Annotated in this window: 14 protein-coding genes; all 14 read left to right on the top strand. The window is 66.6% G+C overall.

What is annotated here, in order from left to right; genetic code table 11:
• Nucleotide 1 precedes the first annotated feature (1 nt).
• The 14 genes from SR870_RS17385 (at nt 2) to pnp (ending at nt 16,913) form a co-directional block, all read left to right on the top strand.
• On the top strand, nt 2-1,069 hold the full coding sequence (locus SR870_RS17385) for a PhoH family protein (RefSeq protein WP_322514791.1): 1,068 nt from the start codon (nt 2-4) through the stop codon (nt 1,067-1,069).
• A 68-nt stretch (nt 1,070-1,137) separates the two neighbouring features.
• Nucleotides 1,138-1,656 carry an rRNA maturation RNase YbeY gene (gene ybeY, locus SR870_RS17380; protein WP_322514790.1) on the top strand — a complete coding sequence of 173 codons (519 nt, stop codon included), beginning with the start codon at nt 1,138-1,140 and terminating at the stop codon, nt 1,654-1,656.
• A 1-nt stretch (nt 1,657) separates the two neighbouring features.
• Nucleotides 1,658-2,797, top strand: coding sequence for a hemolysin family protein (locus tag SR870_RS17375; RefSeq protein WP_322514789.1), 1,140 nt, complete (start codon nt 1,658-1,660; stop codon nt 2,795-2,797).
• Nucleotides 2,798-2,808: 11 nt separating this feature from the next.
• Nucleotides 2,809-4,419 carry an apolipoprotein N-acyltransferase gene (lnt, locus tag SR870_RS17370; RefSeq protein ID WP_322514788.1) on the top strand — a complete coding sequence of 537 codons (1,611 nt, stop codon included), beginning with the start codon at nt 2,809-2,811 and terminating at the stop codon, nt 4,417-4,419.
• Nucleotides 4,420-4,615: 196 nt separating this feature from the next.
• Complete coding sequence (locus tag SR870_RS17365; protein WP_322514787.1) at nt 4,616-5,035, top strand: helix-turn-helix domain-containing protein; 420 nt, start codon at nt 4,616-4,618, stop codon at nt 5,033-5,035.
• 194 nt (nt 5,036-5,229) lie between these two features.
• Nucleotides 5,230-5,928 carry a tRNA (guanine(46)-N(7))-methyltransferase TrmB gene (locus SR870_RS17360; protein ID WP_322514786.1) on the top strand — a complete coding sequence of 233 codons (699 nt, stop codon included), beginning with the start codon at nt 5,230-5,232 and terminating at the stop codon, nt 5,926-5,928.
• Between the two features lie 590 nt (nt 5,929-6,518).
• Nucleotides 6,519-7,298 (top strand): ribosome maturation factor RimP, encoded by a 780-nt coding sequence (rimP, locus tag SR870_RS17355; protein WP_322514785.1) that lies wholly within the window; start codon nt 6,519-6,521, stop codon nt 7,296-7,298.
• Nucleotides 7,299-7,300: 2 nt separating this feature from the next.
• Nucleotides 7,301-8,920 carry a transcription termination factor NusA gene (gene nusA / locus SR870_RS17350; RefSeq protein WP_322514784.1) on the top strand — a complete coding sequence of 540 codons (1,620 nt, stop codon included), beginning with the start codon at nt 7,301-7,303 and terminating at the stop codon, nt 8,918-8,920.
• A 60-nt stretch (nt 8,921-8,980) separates the two neighbouring features.
• Nucleotides 8,981-9,802: an RNA-binding protein gene (locus SR870_RS17345; protein WP_322514783.1), complete on the top strand. Its 822-nt coding sequence runs from the start codon at nt 8,981-8,983 to the stop codon at nt 9,800-9,802.
• Nucleotides 9,795-12,452, top strand: a complete 2,658-nt coding sequence (infB, locus tag SR870_RS17340) for a translation initiation factor IF-2 (RefSeq protein ID WP_322514782.1) — start codon at nt 9,795-9,797, stop codon at nt 12,450-12,452. Before SR870_RS17345 ends, infB begins: the two co-directional genes overlap by 8 nt.
• 147 nt (nt 12,453-12,599) lie before the next feature.
• On the top strand, nt 12,600-13,010 hold the full coding sequence (rbfA, locus tag SR870_RS17335) for a 30S ribosome-binding factor RbfA (RefSeq protein WP_322518291.1): 411 nt from the start codon (nt 12,600-12,602) through the stop codon (nt 13,008-13,010).
• On the top strand, nt 13,010-14,137 hold the full coding sequence (gene truB / locus SR870_RS17330) for a tRNA pseudouridine(55) synthase TruB (protein ID WP_322514781.1): 1,128 nt from the start codon (nt 13,010-13,012) through the stop codon (nt 14,135-14,137). Before rbfA ends, truB begins: the two co-directional genes overlap by 1 nt.
• Nucleotides 14,138-14,139: 2 nt before the next feature.
• Nucleotides 14,140-14,409 carry a 30S ribosomal protein S15 gene (gene rpsO / locus SR870_RS17325; RefSeq protein WP_322514780.1) on the top strand — a complete coding sequence of 90 codons (270 nt, stop codon included), beginning with the start codon at nt 14,140-14,142 and terminating at the stop codon, nt 14,407-14,409.
• 347 nt (nt 14,410-14,756) lie between these two features.
• Nucleotides 14,757-16,913 carry a polyribonucleotide nucleotidyltransferase gene (gene pnp, locus SR870_RS17320; RefSeq protein WP_322514779.1) on the top strand — a complete coding sequence of 719 codons (2,157 nt, stop codon included), beginning with the start codon at nt 14,757-14,759 and terminating at the stop codon, nt 16,911-16,913.
• Nucleotides 16,914-17,282 lie beyond the last annotated feature (369 nt).

Below are 17,282 nucleotides of genomic sequence, written 5' to 3'. Positions count from 1 at the left end.
CTTGGCAAAAAGCGTATCGGATTCGTCCTCGCTGATGACCCGCCGCAAGCTCGACCGCGACAGCCCGCCTCGGCCCGAGACCCAACCCGAGACCCAGGTGGTCGTCGCCTTCGACGACAACCGCGCCGCCTCGGCGCTGGTCGGGCCGTATGGCCAGAACCTCGCCCAGATCGAGCGACGGCTCGCCGTGGTGGTGGATTCGCGCGGCAACCACATCACCATCGCGGGCTCGCGCGAGGGCTGCGACGCCGCCCGGCGGGTGCTGGAGGCGCTGTATGCCCAGGCGGTGGCGGGCAGCGATCTCAGCCAGGGCGACGTCGAGGGCGCGATCCGCGCGGTGATCGCGCAGGGCTCGCTGTTCGAGTTCGACAGCAAATCGACCGCCGGCGCATTCGAGGCGATCAATCTGCGCAAGCGCCCGGTGCGGGCGCGCACCGCGGCGCAGGATTCCTACATCCGCGCGCTGAAGCGCCACGAGCTGGTGTTCGGCGTCGGCCCGGCCGGCACCGGCAAGACCTGGCTGGCGGTCGCCCATGCGGCGCAATTGTTCGAGCGCAAGGAGGTCGACAAGATCATCCTGACCCGCCCCGCGGTCGAAGCCGGCGAGCGGCTCGGCTTCCTGCCGGGCGATCTGCGCGAGAAGGTCGATCCGTATCTGCGCCCGATCTACGACGCGCTGTACGATCTGATGGATTCGCGGATCGTCGAACGCGCGCTGCAGACCAACGAGATCGAGATCGCGCCGCTCGCCTTCATGCGCGGCCGCACTTTGACCAACGCCGCCATCATCCTCGACGAGGCGCAGAACACCACCTCGATGCAGATGAAAATGTTTCTCACCCGGCTCGGCGAGAACTCGCGGATGATCGTCACCGGCGATCCGAGCCAGGTCGATCTGCCGAACGGCCAGACCTCGGGACTGTCCGAGGCCGTCAAGCTGCTGTCCGGCGTCGAGGGCATCGCCCAGGTCAAATTCACCGCCGAGGACGTCATCCGACACGAACTGGTGGCGCGCATCGTCGCCGCCTATGAGGGGATCCCGCCGAAGCCGGCGGGTGGCGCGGCCTGATGTCACAATCCGTTTTTGCGAGCCGCGCCGATTGCATCGGGCCGGCTCGGGGCAGTAATTTGAAGCCGATGAGTAGTTCCGCCATTCCCGCCACCGAGGTCGTGATCGCCGCCGATTGCTGGCGCTCCGAAACCTCCGCCGAAGCGATCGTGCTCCGCGCGATCGAAGCCGCCGCCGCGATGGTCGACGCCGACACCGGCGCGGCCGAACTCGCCGTGATGCTGACCGACGACGACGGCATCCGCGCGCTCAACGCGTCGTATCGCGGTCTCGACAAGCCGACCAACGTGCTGTCGTTTCCGGCGCCGCAGCCGGACTATCAGGGCGCTTCCCGGAGCCCGGACGTCGCGCCGAAACTGCTCGGCGACATCGCGATCGCGTACCAGACGGTGCGGCGCGAGGCCGACGACGAGGGCAAACGGTTCGATCATCATCTCAGCCATCTGGCGGTCCACGGCTTCCTGCATCTGGTCGGCTACGACCACGAGACCGACGCCGAGGCGGAGACGATGGAAGGCGCCGAGCGCCGCATTCTCGCCGGCCTCGGCATTCCGGATCCCTATGCCGATCAGGATCGGGTGAGCTGACATGCCGGACGGCGACAGAGCGCAGAGCGCGGCCCAGCCATCGGAGCAGGACTTACCACGCGGCCAGCAACTGCCGGCGGTGGTGCATCAGGGCGAGGTGCTGCGGCCGGCCGGCGCCGCCTGGCTGATGCGCGCGATCCGTTCGCTGTTCGGCTGGAAGCCCGGCTCGGTGCGCGACGACCTGCAGGTCGTGCTCGACACCAGCCCGGCGGACGACACCGGCTTCAGCGCGCTCGAGCGCACCATGCTGCGCAACATCCTCGGGCTGCACGAGCGCCGCATCGCCGACGTCATGGTGCACCGCGCCGACATCGTCGCCATCAAGCAGGACATCGCGCTGGGCGAACTGATGAGCCTGTTCCAGGGCGCGGCGCATTCGCGCCTCGTGGTCTATGACGAGACGCTCGACGACCCGGTCGGCCTGGTGCACATCCGCGACCTCGTCGCGTTCATGACCGCGAACGCCAAGGTGGCGCCGCAGACCGTCGCCAAGCGCAAGAAACCGCTGCCGGCCGGGCTCGATCTGCGCGCCATCGATCTGAAGATGCCGCTGACCGAGACCGGCATCATCCGCAAGCTGCTTTACGTGCCGCCGTCGATGCGCGCGATCGATCTGCTGGCGCAGATGCAGGCCGCCCGCATCCATCTCGCGCTGGTGGTCGACGAATACGGCGGCACCGACGGCCTGGTCTCGATCGAGGATATCGTCGAACAGATCGTCGGCGAGATCGACGACGAACACGACAGCACCGAGCCGCCCTCGATCGTGCAGCAGGCCGACGGCTCGTTCGTCGCCGACGCCCGCACCAGCCTCGAGGACGCGCGCGAAATGATCGGCGACGGCTTCGTCACCGGCGAGGCCGGCGAGGCCGGCGAGGACGTCGAGACGCTCGGCGGCTATCTGGTCAACCATGTCGGCCGGCTGCCGGTGCGCGGCGAAGTGATTTCCGGCCCCGGCAATTACGAGATCGAGGTGCTCGACGCCGACCCCCGCCGCGTCAAGCGGCTGCGCATCGGCATCCGCAAGGAACGCCCCGTCGTGCGGCCGCGCGAGACCCGCCGCCGCGATCAGGCGTCCGATCAATCCGCCCCTCCGCCCGCCGATCCGACCAGTCCAAATCCTTCGCCGCCCGGCGAGTGAGCGAGCACGCCGTGACATTGCCCCATCTGCTGAGCCGAGCCGCATCGAGCATCATCCTCGCATGGGGCTGGAAGCGTGCAGCGATCGCGTTGCTCGCCGGCGCATTGTCGTCGCTGGCGATGGCGCCGTTCAACGCCTGGCCGATCCTGTTCGTCACCTTCCCGATCGTGGTGTGGCTGATCGACGGCTCCGGCGCCGGCAAATGGCGCGGCGTGCCGGCGGCCGCGATGGCCGGCTGGTGGTTCGGTTTCGGTTACTTCGTCCCGGGACTGTACTGGATCGGCTACGCGTTTCTGGTCGATGCCCAGACCTTCGCCTGGCTGCTGCCGGTCGCGATCTGCGGACTGCCGGCGTATCTGGCGCTGTTCAGCGCGCTCGGCTTCGCGCTGGCGCGGCTATTGTGGCGGCCGGACGCGATGCGCGTGCTCGCGCTCGCCGTCAGCCTCACTGTCGGCGAGTGGCTGCGCGGCCATGTGCTGACCGGCTTTCCGTGGAACGCGTTCGGCTACGCGCTGACCGAGCCGCTGGCGCTGGCGCAGAGTATCTCGCTGGTGGGATTGTGGGGGCTGACCTTCATCGCGGTCGCGGTGTTCGCCAGTCCGGCGGTGCTGGTCGACGATCGCGCCGACACGCGCCGGCGCTGGGTCGCGCCCGCCGCGGCGCTCGGCGTACTGATCGCGATGGCGGTGTATGGCGGCATCCGGCTGCAGCTCACGCCGACCCGCCTGGTCGACAATGTCCGGCTGCGGATCATGCAGCCCGACGTGCAGCAGGATCAGCGCTTCAACTACTCCGCCAAGGCGGAGGTGATGCAGAAATATCTCACTCTGTCGGATCGTTCGACCGGCCCCCATGCGACAGGCGTGCGTGACGTCAACCTGCTGATCTGGCCGGAATCGGCATTCCCGTTCTTCCTCGCGCGCGAGGCGGACGCGATGGCGCAGATCGCCGAACTGTTGCCCAAAGGCACCATCCTGCTCACCGGATCAGTGCGACCGCCGGAGATGCCGCCGGGGCGGCGCATCACCCGTGCCTACAATTCGATCTATGCGATCGATCACGACGGCTCGATTCTGCAGGTCTACGACAAGCTTCATCTGGTGCCGTTCGGCGAATTCTTGCCGTTTCAGAACTTCATGGAGAAGATCGGCTTCGTACAACTCACCAAGGTGCAGGGCGGATTCCTGCCCGGCGTGAAGCGGCAGAATCTCGATCTGCCCAACGCGCCGCCGCTGCTGCCGCTGATCTGCTACGAGGCGATTTTCCCCGATGAAATCGACATTCGCGGCCAGCGTCCCGGCTGGATGCTGAACCTCACCAATGACGGCTGGTTCGGCGTTTCCACCGGTCCGTATCAGCATCTGCAGCAGGCGCGGATGCGCGCGGTGGAGCAAGGACTGCCGCTGGTGCGCGCCGCCAATACGGGTATCTCGGCGGTGATCGATCCGGTGGGCCGCATCGTCGGACAACTCGGTCTCGGCCTCGAAGGTGTGCTCGACGCGACCCTGCCGCAGCCAATTCCGCCCACTGTCTATGCGAGGGTCGGCGAACTTCCTGCTGCTGTACTGGTTGCGCTGTCGCTGATGCTTGTACTATTACGAAGGCGACCGTCACCCCGGTGATAGTACGCGACGCAGCCGCGCAACCAGAGATTAAGCTGGATACAATGCGCACGTGCGTTAATTGCGTTTTTCCGATGGCGTCTATTAACGCCGGCATCCGAAGACATTTGACGGCTCCGATATTTCAGGCGTATTCCAACCCGCGATCGCTTTCGCTTTCCGTTTGCGACTGCATGTGCCTCGAGGAGTAAGTGAGATGTCGACTAAAGCGCCCAATCCTGTTGACAAATACGTCGGCAGCCGTGTGCGCATGCGACGCATCATGCTCGGCATGAGCCAGGAAAAGCTCGGCGAAGCATTGGGCCTGACCTTCCAGCAAGTTCAGAAATACGAGAAGGGCACCAACCGCGTCGGCGCCAGTCGTATTCAGCAGATCTCGGAAGTTCTTCAAGTGCCGGTGTCGTTTCTGTTCGAAGGCGGCCCCAGCGGCGGCCTCGCCAACGGCAGCGGATTCAGCGAAGCGCCGTCTCCGTCGTATGTTTCCGATTTTCTCGCGACGTCGGAAGGCCTGGCATTGACGCGTGCGTTCACCAAGATCTCCGACGCCAAGCTTCGTCGCAGCATCGTCGATCTGGTCGAACAGATCGCCGCGCGCGAGCCCAGCGAGTCGCGCTGATCTTAGCGATTCATTAACCGCCGCGATCCTCGCGCTGAACTAATAATTCAGTGCGGCGGATCGCGGCGGTTGCATTTTTCGGGTTGAACTAATTCCAGTTCTGCACGTAAAGCGAGCCGGCCAGTGGTCGTTATTGATCGCGTTGTTCAGCCGGCGGCGCATCGCGGGTGCATTCCTGAAAAGAGCTCATCGACATGAATGAACCGGTTCATCCTCAGGGCTCGTTCTTCGGGCGACGCAAGGGCCACAAGCTTCGCGCGCATCAGGCCGATCTGGTGGACAATCTGCTGCCGCATCTGGCGCTCGACATCGACCGGCCCGCGCCGGATTCGCTGGTCGAGCTGTTCGATCCGCCGGTCGAGGCGGTGCGGCTGGAGATCGGGTTCGGCGGCGGCGAGCATCTGATCGCCGAGGCGCTGGCGCATCCGTCGACCGGGTTCATCGGCGCCGAGCCCTATGTCAACGGCATGGCCAAGATCCTGGCGCGGATCGAACAGGAGAACATCCGCAACATCCGCCTGTTCGCCGGCGATGCGGCGGCGCTGATGGCGTGGGTTCCGGCCGGGGCGTTGAAGCGGATCGATCTCATTCATCCGGATCCGTGGCCGAAGCGGCGGCACTGGAAGCGGCGCTTCGTGCAGGACGCGATGGTCGGCGCGATGGCGCGGGCGCTGAGCGACGGCGGCGAATTCCGCTTCGTCAGCGACATCGACAGCTACAATGCGTGGACGCTGGCGCATCTGCTGCGTGCGCCGGATTTCGACTGGACCGCCGAGCGCGCCGACGACTGGCGCAAGCCGTGGCCGGACTACACGATGACGCGCTACGGCCGCAAAGCCGAACGCGAAGGCCGCCGCGCCGCCTATCTGCGTTTCCGCAGGCTCGCCGCCTGATACGCGACCGCCGCCCGAAACGAGTCGTCCCCGCGCAGGCGGGGGTGATCGCATATCGATCGCGGCTATTGCACCGGCTCTCTTCACCCTCCCCTGGAGGGGGAGGGTCGGCACGCAGCCCGCTGTGCGGGATGCGTGACGGGGTGGGGTGAGCCACGTGCACGGCGGATGAACTCTTCGCCACCCCACCCCGCTCGCTGACGCGAGCGACCCTCCCCCTCCAGGGGAGGGTGATGCGCGTCGCGAGCGCGAACTTTCATAGCCGATCGCCCTGGCCTGCGCGGGTTCGACAGGCCGGCAGGCACGGCCCGAACCGCCGTGCGCCGCCCGGCGCGGTTCCACGGTACGGCGGGCCGTGGCCGGCGGCCCTTGCCGGTCGGCCGGAAAACCGCTATATCAGCGTCACTCAGAAATTCTCATACGAGCGCGTATCGAGAGTGGGCCCCCCGGGACCCGCTCTTTTTTATTACCCGATCGTATCTTCGAGACCCGAAACGTATCGCCGGACCGAACCTCCGGATTGCCGCTGACACCATTGGAAAGCGCCGAGACTGCCCCAACCTGACCGCCAAAGCTCGATCGACCCGGATATGACCGATCCCATCGCCGATTCCGTCGCCCCCGATTTGCTGGACGAGCCGCGCCTGGTGGTCGAGCCCGGCGTCGCTGCGCGGTTCGGCGCGGTCGCCGAGCCGGTGCTTCAGGCGATGGGCTATCGGCTGGTGCGGATCAAGGTGTCGGGCGAATCCGGCTGCACCGTGCAGATCATGGCCGAGCGGCCTGACGGCACCATGCTGATCGAGGATTGCGAGGCGGTGTCCAAGGCGCTGTCGCCGGTGCTCGACGTCACCGACCCGATCGAGAAGGCCTACCGGCTGGAGATTTCCTCGCCCGGAATCGACCGTCCGCTGGTGCGGCGCTCGGATTTCGCCCGCTACAGCGGCCATCTGGTCAAGATCGAGATGGCTGTGCCGCATCAGGGCCGCAAGCGCTATCGCGGCCTGCTCGACGGCGTCGAGGGCGACGCGATCCGGATCCAGCGCGAGGGCGTCAAAGACGAGGACCCGCTGGTGCTGCTGCCGATGCACGACATCGGCGACGCAAGGCTGGTGCTGACCGACGAATTGATCGCCGAATCGATGCGCCGCGGCAAGCAGGCCGAACGCGAGCTGAAGCAGAGCCTCGGGCTCGCGCCGCCGCCGCCGCCGCATGCCAAGCGCAGCGATCCGAAAAAGAGCAACGCGCCGAAGCCGAAGCCCAAGCCGCCCGTCAAGGCGGATGCCAAGCCGAAGCCGAAGAACACCAAGCAACATCGCCTCGCCGCCGACAGGTCGCGGCGTGGCGACACCGACCTGTCCGAGGGAGACTGACCATGGCCGTCAGCGCCAACAAGCTTGAATTGCTGCAGATCGCCGACGCGGTGGCGCGGGAGAAATCGATCGACCGCGGCATCGTGATCGCCGCGATGGAAGACGCGATCGCGAAAGCGGCGCGCGCCCGCTACGGCTCGGAGACCGACGTCCACGCCGAGATCGACGCCAAGAAGGGCGAGCTGCGGCTGTCGCGCCACATGCTGGTGGTCGACCAGGTCGAGAACGCCGCCAACCAGATCTCGCTGAAGGACGCGCAGCGCGCCAATCCCGGCGCGATGGTCGGCGACACCATCGCCGACACCCTGCCGCCGCTGGAATACGGCCGCATCGCCGCGCAGTCGGCCAAGCAGGTGATCGTCCAGAAGGTGCGCGAGGCCGAGCGCGACCGGCAATACATGGAGTTCAAGGACCGCATCGGCGACATCGTCAACGGCGTCGTCAAGCGCGTCGAATACGGCAGCGTGATCGTCGATCTCGGCCGCGGCGAGGCGATCGTCCGCCGCGACGAGATGCTGCCGCGCGAATCCTTCCGCAACGGCGACCGCGTCCGCGCCTACATCTTCGACGTCCGCCGCGAGACCCGCGGCCCGCAGATCTTCCTGTCGCGCACCCATCCGCAGTTCATGGCCAAGCTGTTCGCCCAGGAAGTGCCGGAAATCTACGACGGCATCGTCGAGATCAAGGCGGTCGCCCGCGATCCGGGCTCGCGCGCCAAGATCGGCGTGGTGTCGCGGGATTCCTCGGTCGATCCGGTCGGCGCCTGCGTCGGCATGCGCGGCTCGCGCGTCCAGGCGGTCGTCAACGAGCTGCAGGGCGAGAAGATCGACATCATCCCGTGGTCGCCCGACATCGCCACCTTCGTGGTCAACGCGCTGGCGCCGGCCGAAGTCTCGAAAGTCGTGATCGACGAAGATCGCGAGCGCATCGAGGTTGTCGTTCCGGACACCAATAACCAATTATCCCTTGCGATCGGCCGCCGCGGCCAGAACGTTCGTCTGGCCTCGCAGCTCACCGGCTGGGACATCGACATCCTGACCGAGACCGAGGAATCCGAGCGCCGCCAGGCCGATTTCGAGAATTCGACCCGGGTGTTCATGGAAGCGCTGAACGTCGACGAAGTGGTCGGCCAGTTGCTCGCCTCGGAAGGTTTCACCTCGGTCGAGGAACTGGCGCTGGTCGATATTCGCGAACTGGCGTCGATCGAAGGTTTCGACGAGGAAACCGCGACCGAACTGCAGGCTCGCGCCAGCGAATATCTCGATCGGGTGGAGACGGAAATGGAAGCGCGACGGCTGGAACTCGGCGTCGAGGACGCCCTCAAGGAGGTCCCCGGCGTGACGTCGAAGATCCTGGTCAAGCTCGGCGAGGGCGACGTCAAGACGGTCGAGGATCTGGCCGGCTGCGCCACCGACGATCTGGTCGGCTGGACCGAGCGCAAGGAAGGCGCCGAGCCGGTGAAGTTCGCCGGCATTCTCGACGGCGTCGAGGGCGTGACGCGCGACGAGGCCGAAGACATGATCATGCAGGCCCGCGTCAAGGCCGGCTGGATCACCGAGGAAGAACTCGCCAGCACCAAGGGCGAGGACGCCGGTGCGGAGATCGAAGCGGAGGCGGAGTAACCGCCGTGGCTTCGCGATCCGAACCCAAGCGTTTCGAGACATGAAAGGCCGATCGACCGAATGCTCGCTGCCGCCGATGCTGCAGATCTCGACGACGGACCGCGGACCCAAAAGTCCGCGACCGAGCGGATGTGCGCGGTCACGCGGCAGGTCCGGCCGATCGACGAACTGATCCGCTTCGTGGTCGCGCCCACCGGCGAGGTGGTGGCGGATCTGAAGCGCAAGCTGCCCGGCCGCGGCCTCTGGGTCACCGGGTCGCGAGCGATGGTCGAGCAGGCGGTCCGCCGCAAGGCGTTCGCCAAGGGTTTCAAGCGCGACGTCAAGGTCGCCCCGACGCTGGCGGCCGACATCGAGCGGCTGTTGGTGCAATCGGTCTGCGACGCGCTGGCGATCGCCGCCAAGGCCCGTCAGGTGGTGTCGGGTTTCGGCAAGGTCGGTTCGGCGCTGAAGGCCGGCGAGGCGGTGGCGATGCTGCACGCCGCCGACGGCGCGGCCGACGGAATCCGCAAGCTCGGCGCGCTTTCCCGGCAGATTGACGGCGATGCGACCGTCTCGCGGGAATTTCCCGTCATTACGGTGCTCAATTCCGAAGAATTGGATTTGGCATTGGGGCGGTCAAATGTGATACATGCTGCGCTGCTTGCGGGCCCGGCCGGACGGACATTCCTGTCGCGCTGCCAGATTCTGGTCCGATACCGGCTGGCGGACGACGGCAATGGCACTGCGGTGATTGCAGGACCGCCGAACAAGACGCCGAACGACGCTGCTGACGACAGCCCCGCTGACGCCAACGCCGCTGACGAAGACGCCGCTGACGACGCTGCTGATGAGGTCTGTGCGAACGCGCACAACGTTGAGAGATTGGGACGACTGAATGGTTGATACGAAAACTCCTGGCGACAAGACTCTGTCGATGCCGTCCAAGACCTTGACGCTCAAGCCGCGCGTCGAGCAGGGCGTCGTGCGCCAGAGCTTCAGCCACGGCCGTAGCAAGCAGGTGGTGGTCGAGAAGCGCGGCAAGCGGCGCATCGGCGGCGACGGCGCGCCCGAGCCGGCAGCGCCCGAAGTCGCCAAGAAGCCCGCCCCCGCACCCGCGCCGGCCGCGCCGTCGCCCCGGCAGCAGCCCCGCCCGTCGCCGCAGCAGCAGGCGCGTAGCGGCATGGTGCTCAGGACCCTGACCGAGGACGAACGCAGCGCCCGCGCCACCGCGCTCGCCGACGCCCGCGTCCGCGAGGTCGAGGAGCGCCGCCAGGCCGAGATCGAGGCGCAGCGCCGCGCCGCGCAGGAAGTCGTCGACAAGGCCGAGCGCGAAGCCGCCGAGGCCCGCCGCAAGGCCGAGGAAGAGCGTCACCGCAACGAGGAAGAAACCAAGCGCAAGGCCGAAACCGAAGCCAAGAAGCGCTTCGGCGAGACCGAGCCCGCCGCGCGGAAGCCGGCCGACGGCGGCCGCCCGGCCGCTGGCGCCGCCACGACGGCGCCGCGCGCGCCCGTCACCACCACGACCACCCGCCCGCCAGCGGTCGCCGCCGAAGCCGGTGACGACGACGAGGCGCCGCGGATGGTTCGCCGCGGTCCCGGCGGCGGTCCCGCCCGTCCGGCGCCCCCGCCGAAGCAGCCCGCCGCCAAGCCCGGCGCGTCGAAGCAGCGCGGCCGCCTGACGCTGGTCACCGCGCTCAACGCCGACGACGTCCGCGAGCGTTCGATCGCCTCGTTCCGCCGCCGCACCCAGCGCCTCAAGGGCCACGCCTCGAACGAGCCGAAAGAAAAGCTGGTGCGCGAAGTCATCGTCCCCGAAGCCATTTCCATCCAGGAACTCGCCAACTGCATGTCGGAGCGGGCGGTGGATGTGATCCGGCTGCTGATGAAGCAGGGCGCGATGCACAAGATCAACGACGTGATCGACGCCGATACCGCGCAACTGATCGCCGAAGAACTCGGCCACACCGTCAAGCGCGTCGCCGCGTCGGACGTTGAAGAAGGCCTGTTCGACGTCGTCGACAATTCCACCGACACCGAGCCGCGTTCGCCGGTGGTGACCGTGATGGGCCACGTCGACCACGGCAAGACCTCGCTGCTCGACGCGCTGCGCCACGCCAATGTGGTGTCCGGCGAAGCCGGCGGCATCACCCAGCATATCGGCGCCTATCAGGTGACCTCGCCGGAGAGCGGCAAGAAGATCACCTTCATCGACACCCCGGGCCACGCCGCGTTCACCGCGATGCGCGCCCGTGGCGCCAAGGTCACCGACATCGTGGTTCTGGTGGTCGCCGCCGACGACGGCGTGATGCCGCAGACCATCGAGGCGATCAATCACGCCAAGGCGGCGAACGTTCCGATCATCGTGGCGATCAACAAGATCGACAAGCCGGACGCGAAGCCGGAACGGGTCCGCACCGAGCTGCTGCAATACAACGTCCAGGTCGAATCGCTCGGCGGCGACGTCGTCGATGTCGAGGTCTCGGCCAAGAACAAGACCAATCTCGACAAGCTGCTCGAGATGATCGCGCTGCAGGCCGAACTGCTCGACCTCAAGACCAACGAGCAGCGTCCGGCCGAAGGCACCGTGATCGAGGCCAAGCTCGATCGCGGCCGCGGTCCGGTCGCCACTGTGCTGGTCCAGCGCGGCACCCTCAAGGTCGGCGACATCATCGTCGCCGGCGCCGAGATGGGCCGCGTCCGCGCGCTGATCTCCGATCAGGGCGACACCGTGGACTCCGCCGGTCCCTCGGTTCCGGTCGAAGTGCTCGGCTTCAACGGCCCGCCCGAGGCCGGCGATCGTCTCGCCGTGGTCGAGAACGAAGCCCGCGCCCGCCAGGTCACCAGCTATCGTGCGCATCAGAAGCGCGAGAAGGCCGCCTCCATCGTCGGCATGCGCGGCTCGCTCGAGCAGATGATGAGCCAGCTCAAGACCACCGGCCGCAAGGACTTCCCGCTGATCGTCAAGGCGGACGTGCAGGGCTCGCTCGAAGCGATCCTCGGCTCGCTGGAGAAGCTCGGCACCGACGAGGTCGCCGCGCGCATCCTGCATGCCGGCGTCGGCGGCATCTCGGAGAGCGACGTCACGCTGGCCGAAGGCTTCAGCGCCGTCATCCTCGGCTTCTCGGTCCGCGCCAACAAGGAAGCGGCCGCGGCCGCCAAGCGCAACGGCATCGAGATCCGCTACTACAACATCATCTACGACCTCGTGGATGATATTAAGAAGGCGATGAGCGGCCTGCTCGCGCCGACCCTGCGCGAGACCATGCTCGGCAACGCGCAGATCCTGGAGATCTTCAACATCTCCAAGGTCGGCAAGGTCGCCGGTTGCCGCGTCACCGACGGCACCGTCGAGCGCGGCGCCAATGTCCGCCTGATCCGCGACAACGTCGTGGTTCACGAGGGCAAGCTGTCGACCCTGAAGCGCTTCAAGGACGAAGTGAAGGAAGTGCAGTCGGGCCAGGAATGCGGCATGGCGTTCGAGAACTACACCGACATGCGTGCCGGCGACGTCATCGAGTGCTACCGCGTCGAGACCATCCAGCGCTCGCTGTAAGTCCAAGTCTTACAGTCGAGTACTGAGCTTTAGAAATGAGGCGTCATGGCCGGGCTTGACCCGGCCATCCACGTCTTCCTTTTCCGCATCAAGGACGTGGATGCCCGCGACAAGCGCGGGCATGACGGCAGTTTTGAGAGACCATCAATGCCGCGCAACGAGAAGAAGACCGGCCAGAGCGCCTCGCCGCGCAAGCTGCGCGTCGGCGAACTGGTGCGCCATGCGGTCGCCGATATCCTCAGCCAGGGTGGCGTGCACGACCCGGTGCTGGAGACCCATCTGATCACCGTGCCCGAAGTGCGGATGTCGCCCGACCTCAAGCTCGCCACCGTCTATGTGATGCCGCTGGGCGGCAAGGACGAGAAGCTGGTGCTGGCGGCGCTCGAACAGCACAAGCGCTTCCTGCGCGGCGAGGTCGCCCGCCGCGTCAACCTCAAATACGCCCCCGATCTTCGCTTCCGCATCGACGAGCGTTTCGCCGAAGCCGAGCGGATCGAAAAGCTGCTCCGCACGCCCGCGGTGCAGAAAGACCTCGAACCCGATTCGGACCAGAATTGATGACTGTGACCACCCCAGGCGCCACGCTCGCTCCGCACGATGTGCAGCACGACGGCGGCGACGACGCCTCGTCCGCGCACGCCCGCAAGCCGCGCGACAACAACGATCCGCGCAACAACGACCAGCGCAACAATGCCCGCGGCAAGGACGGTGGCGGCAACAACAAGCAGCCGCGCCGCGACAAGCGCGACGTCCACGGCTGGGTGGTGCTCGACAAGCCGATCGGCATGACCTCGACCCATGCGGTAGCGGTGGTGAAGCGGCTGTTCTCGGCCAAGCGCGCCGGCCATGCCGGCACGCTCGATCCGCTCGCCTCCGGGGGCTTGCCGATCGCGATGGGCGAAGCCACCAAGACGGTGCCGTTCGTGATGGACGGCCGCAAGCGCTACCGCTTCACCGTGGCGTGGGGCGAGGAGCGCGACACCGACGACACCGAAGGCAAGGTGACGCAGACCAGCGACGTCCGCCCCACCCCCGAGGCGATCCGGGCGCTGCTGCCGCGCTTCACCGGCCTGATCGAGCAGACCCCGCCGCAATATTCCGCCATCAAGATCGCCGGCGAGCGCGCCTACGACATGGCGCGCGACGGCGAAATCGTCCCGCTGGTTCCCCGGCCCGTCGAAATCCACGAATTAACCCTTGTCGAACATGACGATAGCGGAAAATCGGTGTTCGAGGCCGAATGCGGCAAGGGAACCTATGTGCGGGCGCTGGCGCGCGACATCGGCCGGCTGCTCGGCTGCTACGGCCATATCTGCGCGCTGCGCCGGACCCTGGTCGGGCCGTTCGACGAGGCGGACATGATTCCGCTGGAACAACTGCAGGCTTTGTGCGATAGAGCCGCGTCGGGCGAGGGTAGCCTCGCCGACGCGCTTTTGCCCGTTGAGACCGCGCTGGACGACATCCCGGCACTGGCCGTCACACGGGCTGATGCGGCAAGGCTCCACCGGGGCCAGGCCGTTTTGTTGCGCGGACGGGATGCGCCCAATACTAGCGGCACAGTCTATGTCACGGTGGCAGGCCGTCTTTTGGCCCTCGCCGAGCTCGGCAATGGCGAACTCATCCCCAAGCGTGTGTTCAACCTCACCGGGCTGACCGCCAGTTCGGCGCTTAAGGAAAGTAACTGACGATGTCGATTACCGCAGAACGCAAAGCGGAAGTCATCCAAGGCAATGCCAACAAGGCCGGCGATACCGGCTCGCCCGAGGTTCAGGTCGCGATCCTGTCGGAACGCATCGCCAACCTCACCGCGCACTTCAAGACCCACACCAAGGACAATCACTCGCGTCGCGGGCTGTTGAAGCTGGTGTCGACGCGCCGTTCGCTTCTCGACTACGTCAAGAAGAAGGACGAGGCGCGTTACAAGGCGCTGCTCGAAAAGCACGGCATCCGTCGCTGATCGAAGCCGCGTCCGCCGGGCGAGGCACGGCAGCGGATCGCCGCTGCCGCCCGCCGCGTCCGGCCGAACCGTCCACACAGGCGCTCTGAGTTCGCCTGTGTGTTTGCTCAGCCGCATCCGGCGGCTGGGCCGTCAACGGGCCGATCAGGCCCGCCCCGTGGGCCGAGGACCTCGAAGGTCCCGCCGCCCGCACCCGGGAGGACTGAACGCCATTTTCCACCTCGAGACCATGGCAGGATCGCCGGACGCTGCTCGCACCTTCGGGTCGCCAGCGTCCCGCAATCTTGCGCATGGTCTTTTGGTATCTGGCGTCCGGTCGTCGCGGAAAACGATGAAAGAGACACCCGATGTTCAATAAGCATTCCGTCGAAATCGATTGGGGTGGGCGTCCCCTCAAGCTCGAGACCGGCAAGGTCGCGCGCCAGGCCGACGGCGCCGTCGTCGCCACCTATGGCGAGACCATCGTGCTCGCCACCGTGGTCGCCGCCAAGACGCCGCGCGAAGGCGTCGACTTCCTGCCGCTGACCGTGGACTACCAGGAAAAGACCTACGCGGCCGGTCGCATTCCCGGCGGTTACTTCAAGCGCGAAGGCCGTCCGACCGAGAAGGAGACGCTGGTCTCCCGCCTGATCGACCGCCCGATCCGTCCGCTGTTCGCCGACGGCTGGCGCAACGAGACCCAGGTGATCGTCACCGTGCTGTCGCACGACATGGAGAACGATCCGGACATTCTGGCGATGGTCGCCGCCTCGGCAGCGCTGACGCTGTCCGGCGCGCCGTTCAAGGGTCCGATCGGCGCCGCCCGCGTCGGCTTCATCAACGACGAATACGTGCTCAACCCGGTGCTCGACGAGATGCCCGAGACCCAGCTCGAGCTGGTCGTCGCCGGCACCTCGGACGCGGTGCTGATGGTCGAATCCGAAGCCAAGGAGCTGTCGGAAGAAATCATGCTCGGCGCGGTGATGTTCGGTCACCGTCACTTCCAGCCCGTGATCGACGCGATCATCGAGCTCGCCGAGAAAGCCGCCAAGGAGCCGCGCGAACTCACCGTCGTCGACGATTCGGCGATCGAGAAGGAAATGCTCGGCCTGGTCGAGCAGGAGCTGCGCGCCGCCTACGCGATTCCCGTCAAGCAGGAGCGCTACGCCGCGGTCGGCAAGGTCAAGGAAAAGGCGATCGCGCATTTCTTCCCGGAAGGCGAAGAGCCGAAATACGACAAGCAGCGTATCGGCGGCGTGTTCAAGGAGCTCGAGGCCAAGATCGTTCGCTGGAACATCCTCGACACCGGCAAGCGCATCGACGGCCGTGACAGCAAGACCGTCCGCAGCATCATCGCCGAAGCCGGCGTGCTGCCGCGCGCCCACGGTTCGGCGCTGTTCACCCGCGGTGAGACCCAGGCGCTGGTGGTCACCACGCTCGGCACCGGCGAAGACGAGCAGTACGTCGATTCGCTGGCAGGTACGTACAAAGAGACGTTCCTGCTGCACTACAACTTCCCTCCCTACTCGGTCGGCGAGACCGGCCGCCTCGGTGGTACCAAGCGCCGCGAGATCGGCCACGGCAAGCTGGCGTGGCGCGCGATCCGTCCGGTGCTGCCGCCGCATCACGAGTTCCCCTACACCATCCGCGTCGTCTCCGAGATCACCGAGTCGAACGGCTCGTCCTCGATGGCGTCGGTGTGCGGCGCCTCGCTGGCGCTGATGGACGCCGGTGTGCCGCTGAAGCGGCCGACCGCGGGCATCGCGATGGGCCTGATCCTGGAAGGCGAGCGCTTCGCGGTGCTCTCCGACATTCTCGGCGATGAAGATCATCTCGGCGACATGGACTTCAAGGTCGCCGGCACCGATCAGGGCATCACCTCCCTGCAGATGGACATCAAGATCGCCGGCATCACCGAGGAGATCATGAAGGTCGCGCTCGGCCAGGCCAAGGACGGCCGCATCCACATCCTGGGTGAGATGTCCAAGGCGCTCGACCGCGCCCGCGCCGAGCTCGGCGAACACGCGCCGCGGATCGAGACCTTCAAGATCCCGACCGACAAGATCCGTGAAGTGATCGGCACCGGCGGCAAGGTGATCCGCGAGATCGTCGAGAAGACCGGCGCCAAGGTCAACATCGAGGACGACGGCACCGTCAAGGTCGCCTCCAGCGATGGCGAGTCGATCAAGGCTGCCATCAAGTGGATCAAGTCGATCGCCTCCGATCCGGAAGTCGGCGAGATCTACGAGGGCACCGTCGTGAAGGTGATGGAGTTCGGCGCCTTCGTGAACTTCTTCGGTGCCAAGGACGGCCTGGTGCATATCAGCCAGCTCGCCTCCGGCCGGGTGCAGAAGACCTCCGACGTCGTCAAGGAAGGCGACAAGGTCAAGGTCAAGCTGCTCGGCTTCGACGACCGCGGCAAGACCCGGCTGTCGATGCGCGTGGTCGATCAGGAGACCGGCGAAGACCTCGAGGCCAAGCAGAAGGCCGAAGGCGAAGCCCCGGCCCAGGCCGCCGGCGAGTAGTTCGTCCGCTGCAGGCCCGCTTGGGCCTCGCGAGTAGTTCCCGAAGGGCGGCCGCGAGGCCGCCCTTCGTCGTTTCCGGCGTCGCAGCAGAACGGAGCCTGCTTGGCCCTTGCGATCAGGGCCGCCGCCCCGTCCGCCGGCGGCCGCGCATGGGGCGACGGCGATGATGAGCCGCCGCCGCGCAAACTGCGACTCGAATGGGCAGCATGACTGCCCAGTGATCAGGGGCGGTCGCACAGGCCGCCCCTTTTCGACCCAGGAAGAGCCGCAGTCGGTGGAACAAATCGCGCGCGCTGTGTCCGTCGCGACACGAATGTCGGCAGTACACCGCTAAGTTGTCGGCAGGCATCAAGCCGACCTTGCGGAGCG

It is taken from the genome of Rhodopseudomonas palustris (assembly GCF_034479375.1).
In the GTDB taxonomy this organism is placed as follows: Bacteria; Pseudomonadota; Alphaproteobacteria; order Rhizobiales; family Xanthobacteraceae; genus Rhodopseudomonas; species Rhodopseudomonas palustris_M.
Note: the sequence above shows the minus strand (reverse complement) of the source record. Positions and strands in the feature narration are given on the sequence as shown.

What these genes read in the sequence shown, in the direction of transcription:
- ybeY (WP_322514790.1), top strand. Translation starts at nt 1,138, where the DNA reads ATGAGTAGTTCCGCCATTCCCGCCACCGAGGTCGTGATCGCCGCCGAT.
- SR870_RS17375 (WP_322514789.1), top strand. Translation starts at nt 1,658, where the DNA reads ATGCCGGACGGCGACAGAGCGCAGAGCGCGGCCCAGCCATCGGAGCAG.
- SR870_RS17365 (WP_322514787.1), top strand. Translation starts at nt 4,616, where the DNA reads ATGTCGACTAAAGCGCCCAATCCTGTTGACAAATACGTCGGCAGCCGT.
- SR870_RS17360 (WP_322514786.1), top strand. Translation starts at nt 5,230, where the DNA reads ATGAATGAACCGGTTCATCCTCAGGGCTCGTTCTTCGGGCGACGCAAG.
- rimP (WP_322514785.1), top strand. Translation starts at nt 6,519, where the DNA reads ATGACCGATCCCATCGCCGATTCCGTCGCCCCCGATTTGCTGGACGAG.
- nusA (WP_322514784.1), top strand. Translation starts at nt 7,301, where the DNA reads ATGGCCGTCAGCGCCAACAAGCTTGAATTGCTGCAGATCGCCGACGCG.
- SR870_RS17345 (WP_322514783.1), top strand. Translation starts at nt 8,981, where the DNA reads ATGCTCGCTGCCGCCGATGCTGCAGATCTCGACGACGGACCGCGGACC.
- infB (WP_322514782.1), top strand. Translation starts at nt 9,795, where the DNA reads ATGGTTGATACGAAAACTCCTGGCGACAAGACTCTGTCGATGCCGTCC.
- rbfA (WP_322518291.1), top strand. Translation starts at nt 12,600, where the DNA reads ATGCCGCGCAACGAGAAGAAGACCGGCCAGAGCGCCTCGCCGCGCAAG.
- truB (WP_322514781.1), top strand. Translation starts at nt 13,010, where the DNA reads ATGACTGTGACCACCCCAGGCGCCACGCTCGCTCCGCACGATGTGCAG.
- rpsO (WP_322514780.1), top strand. Translation starts at nt 14,140, where the DNA reads ATGTCGATTACCGCAGAACGCAAAGCGGAAGTCATCCAAGGCAATGCC.
- pnp (WP_322514779.1), top strand. Translation starts at nt 14,757, where the DNA reads ATGTTCAATAAGCATTCCGTCGAAATCGATTGGGGTGGGCGTCCCCTC.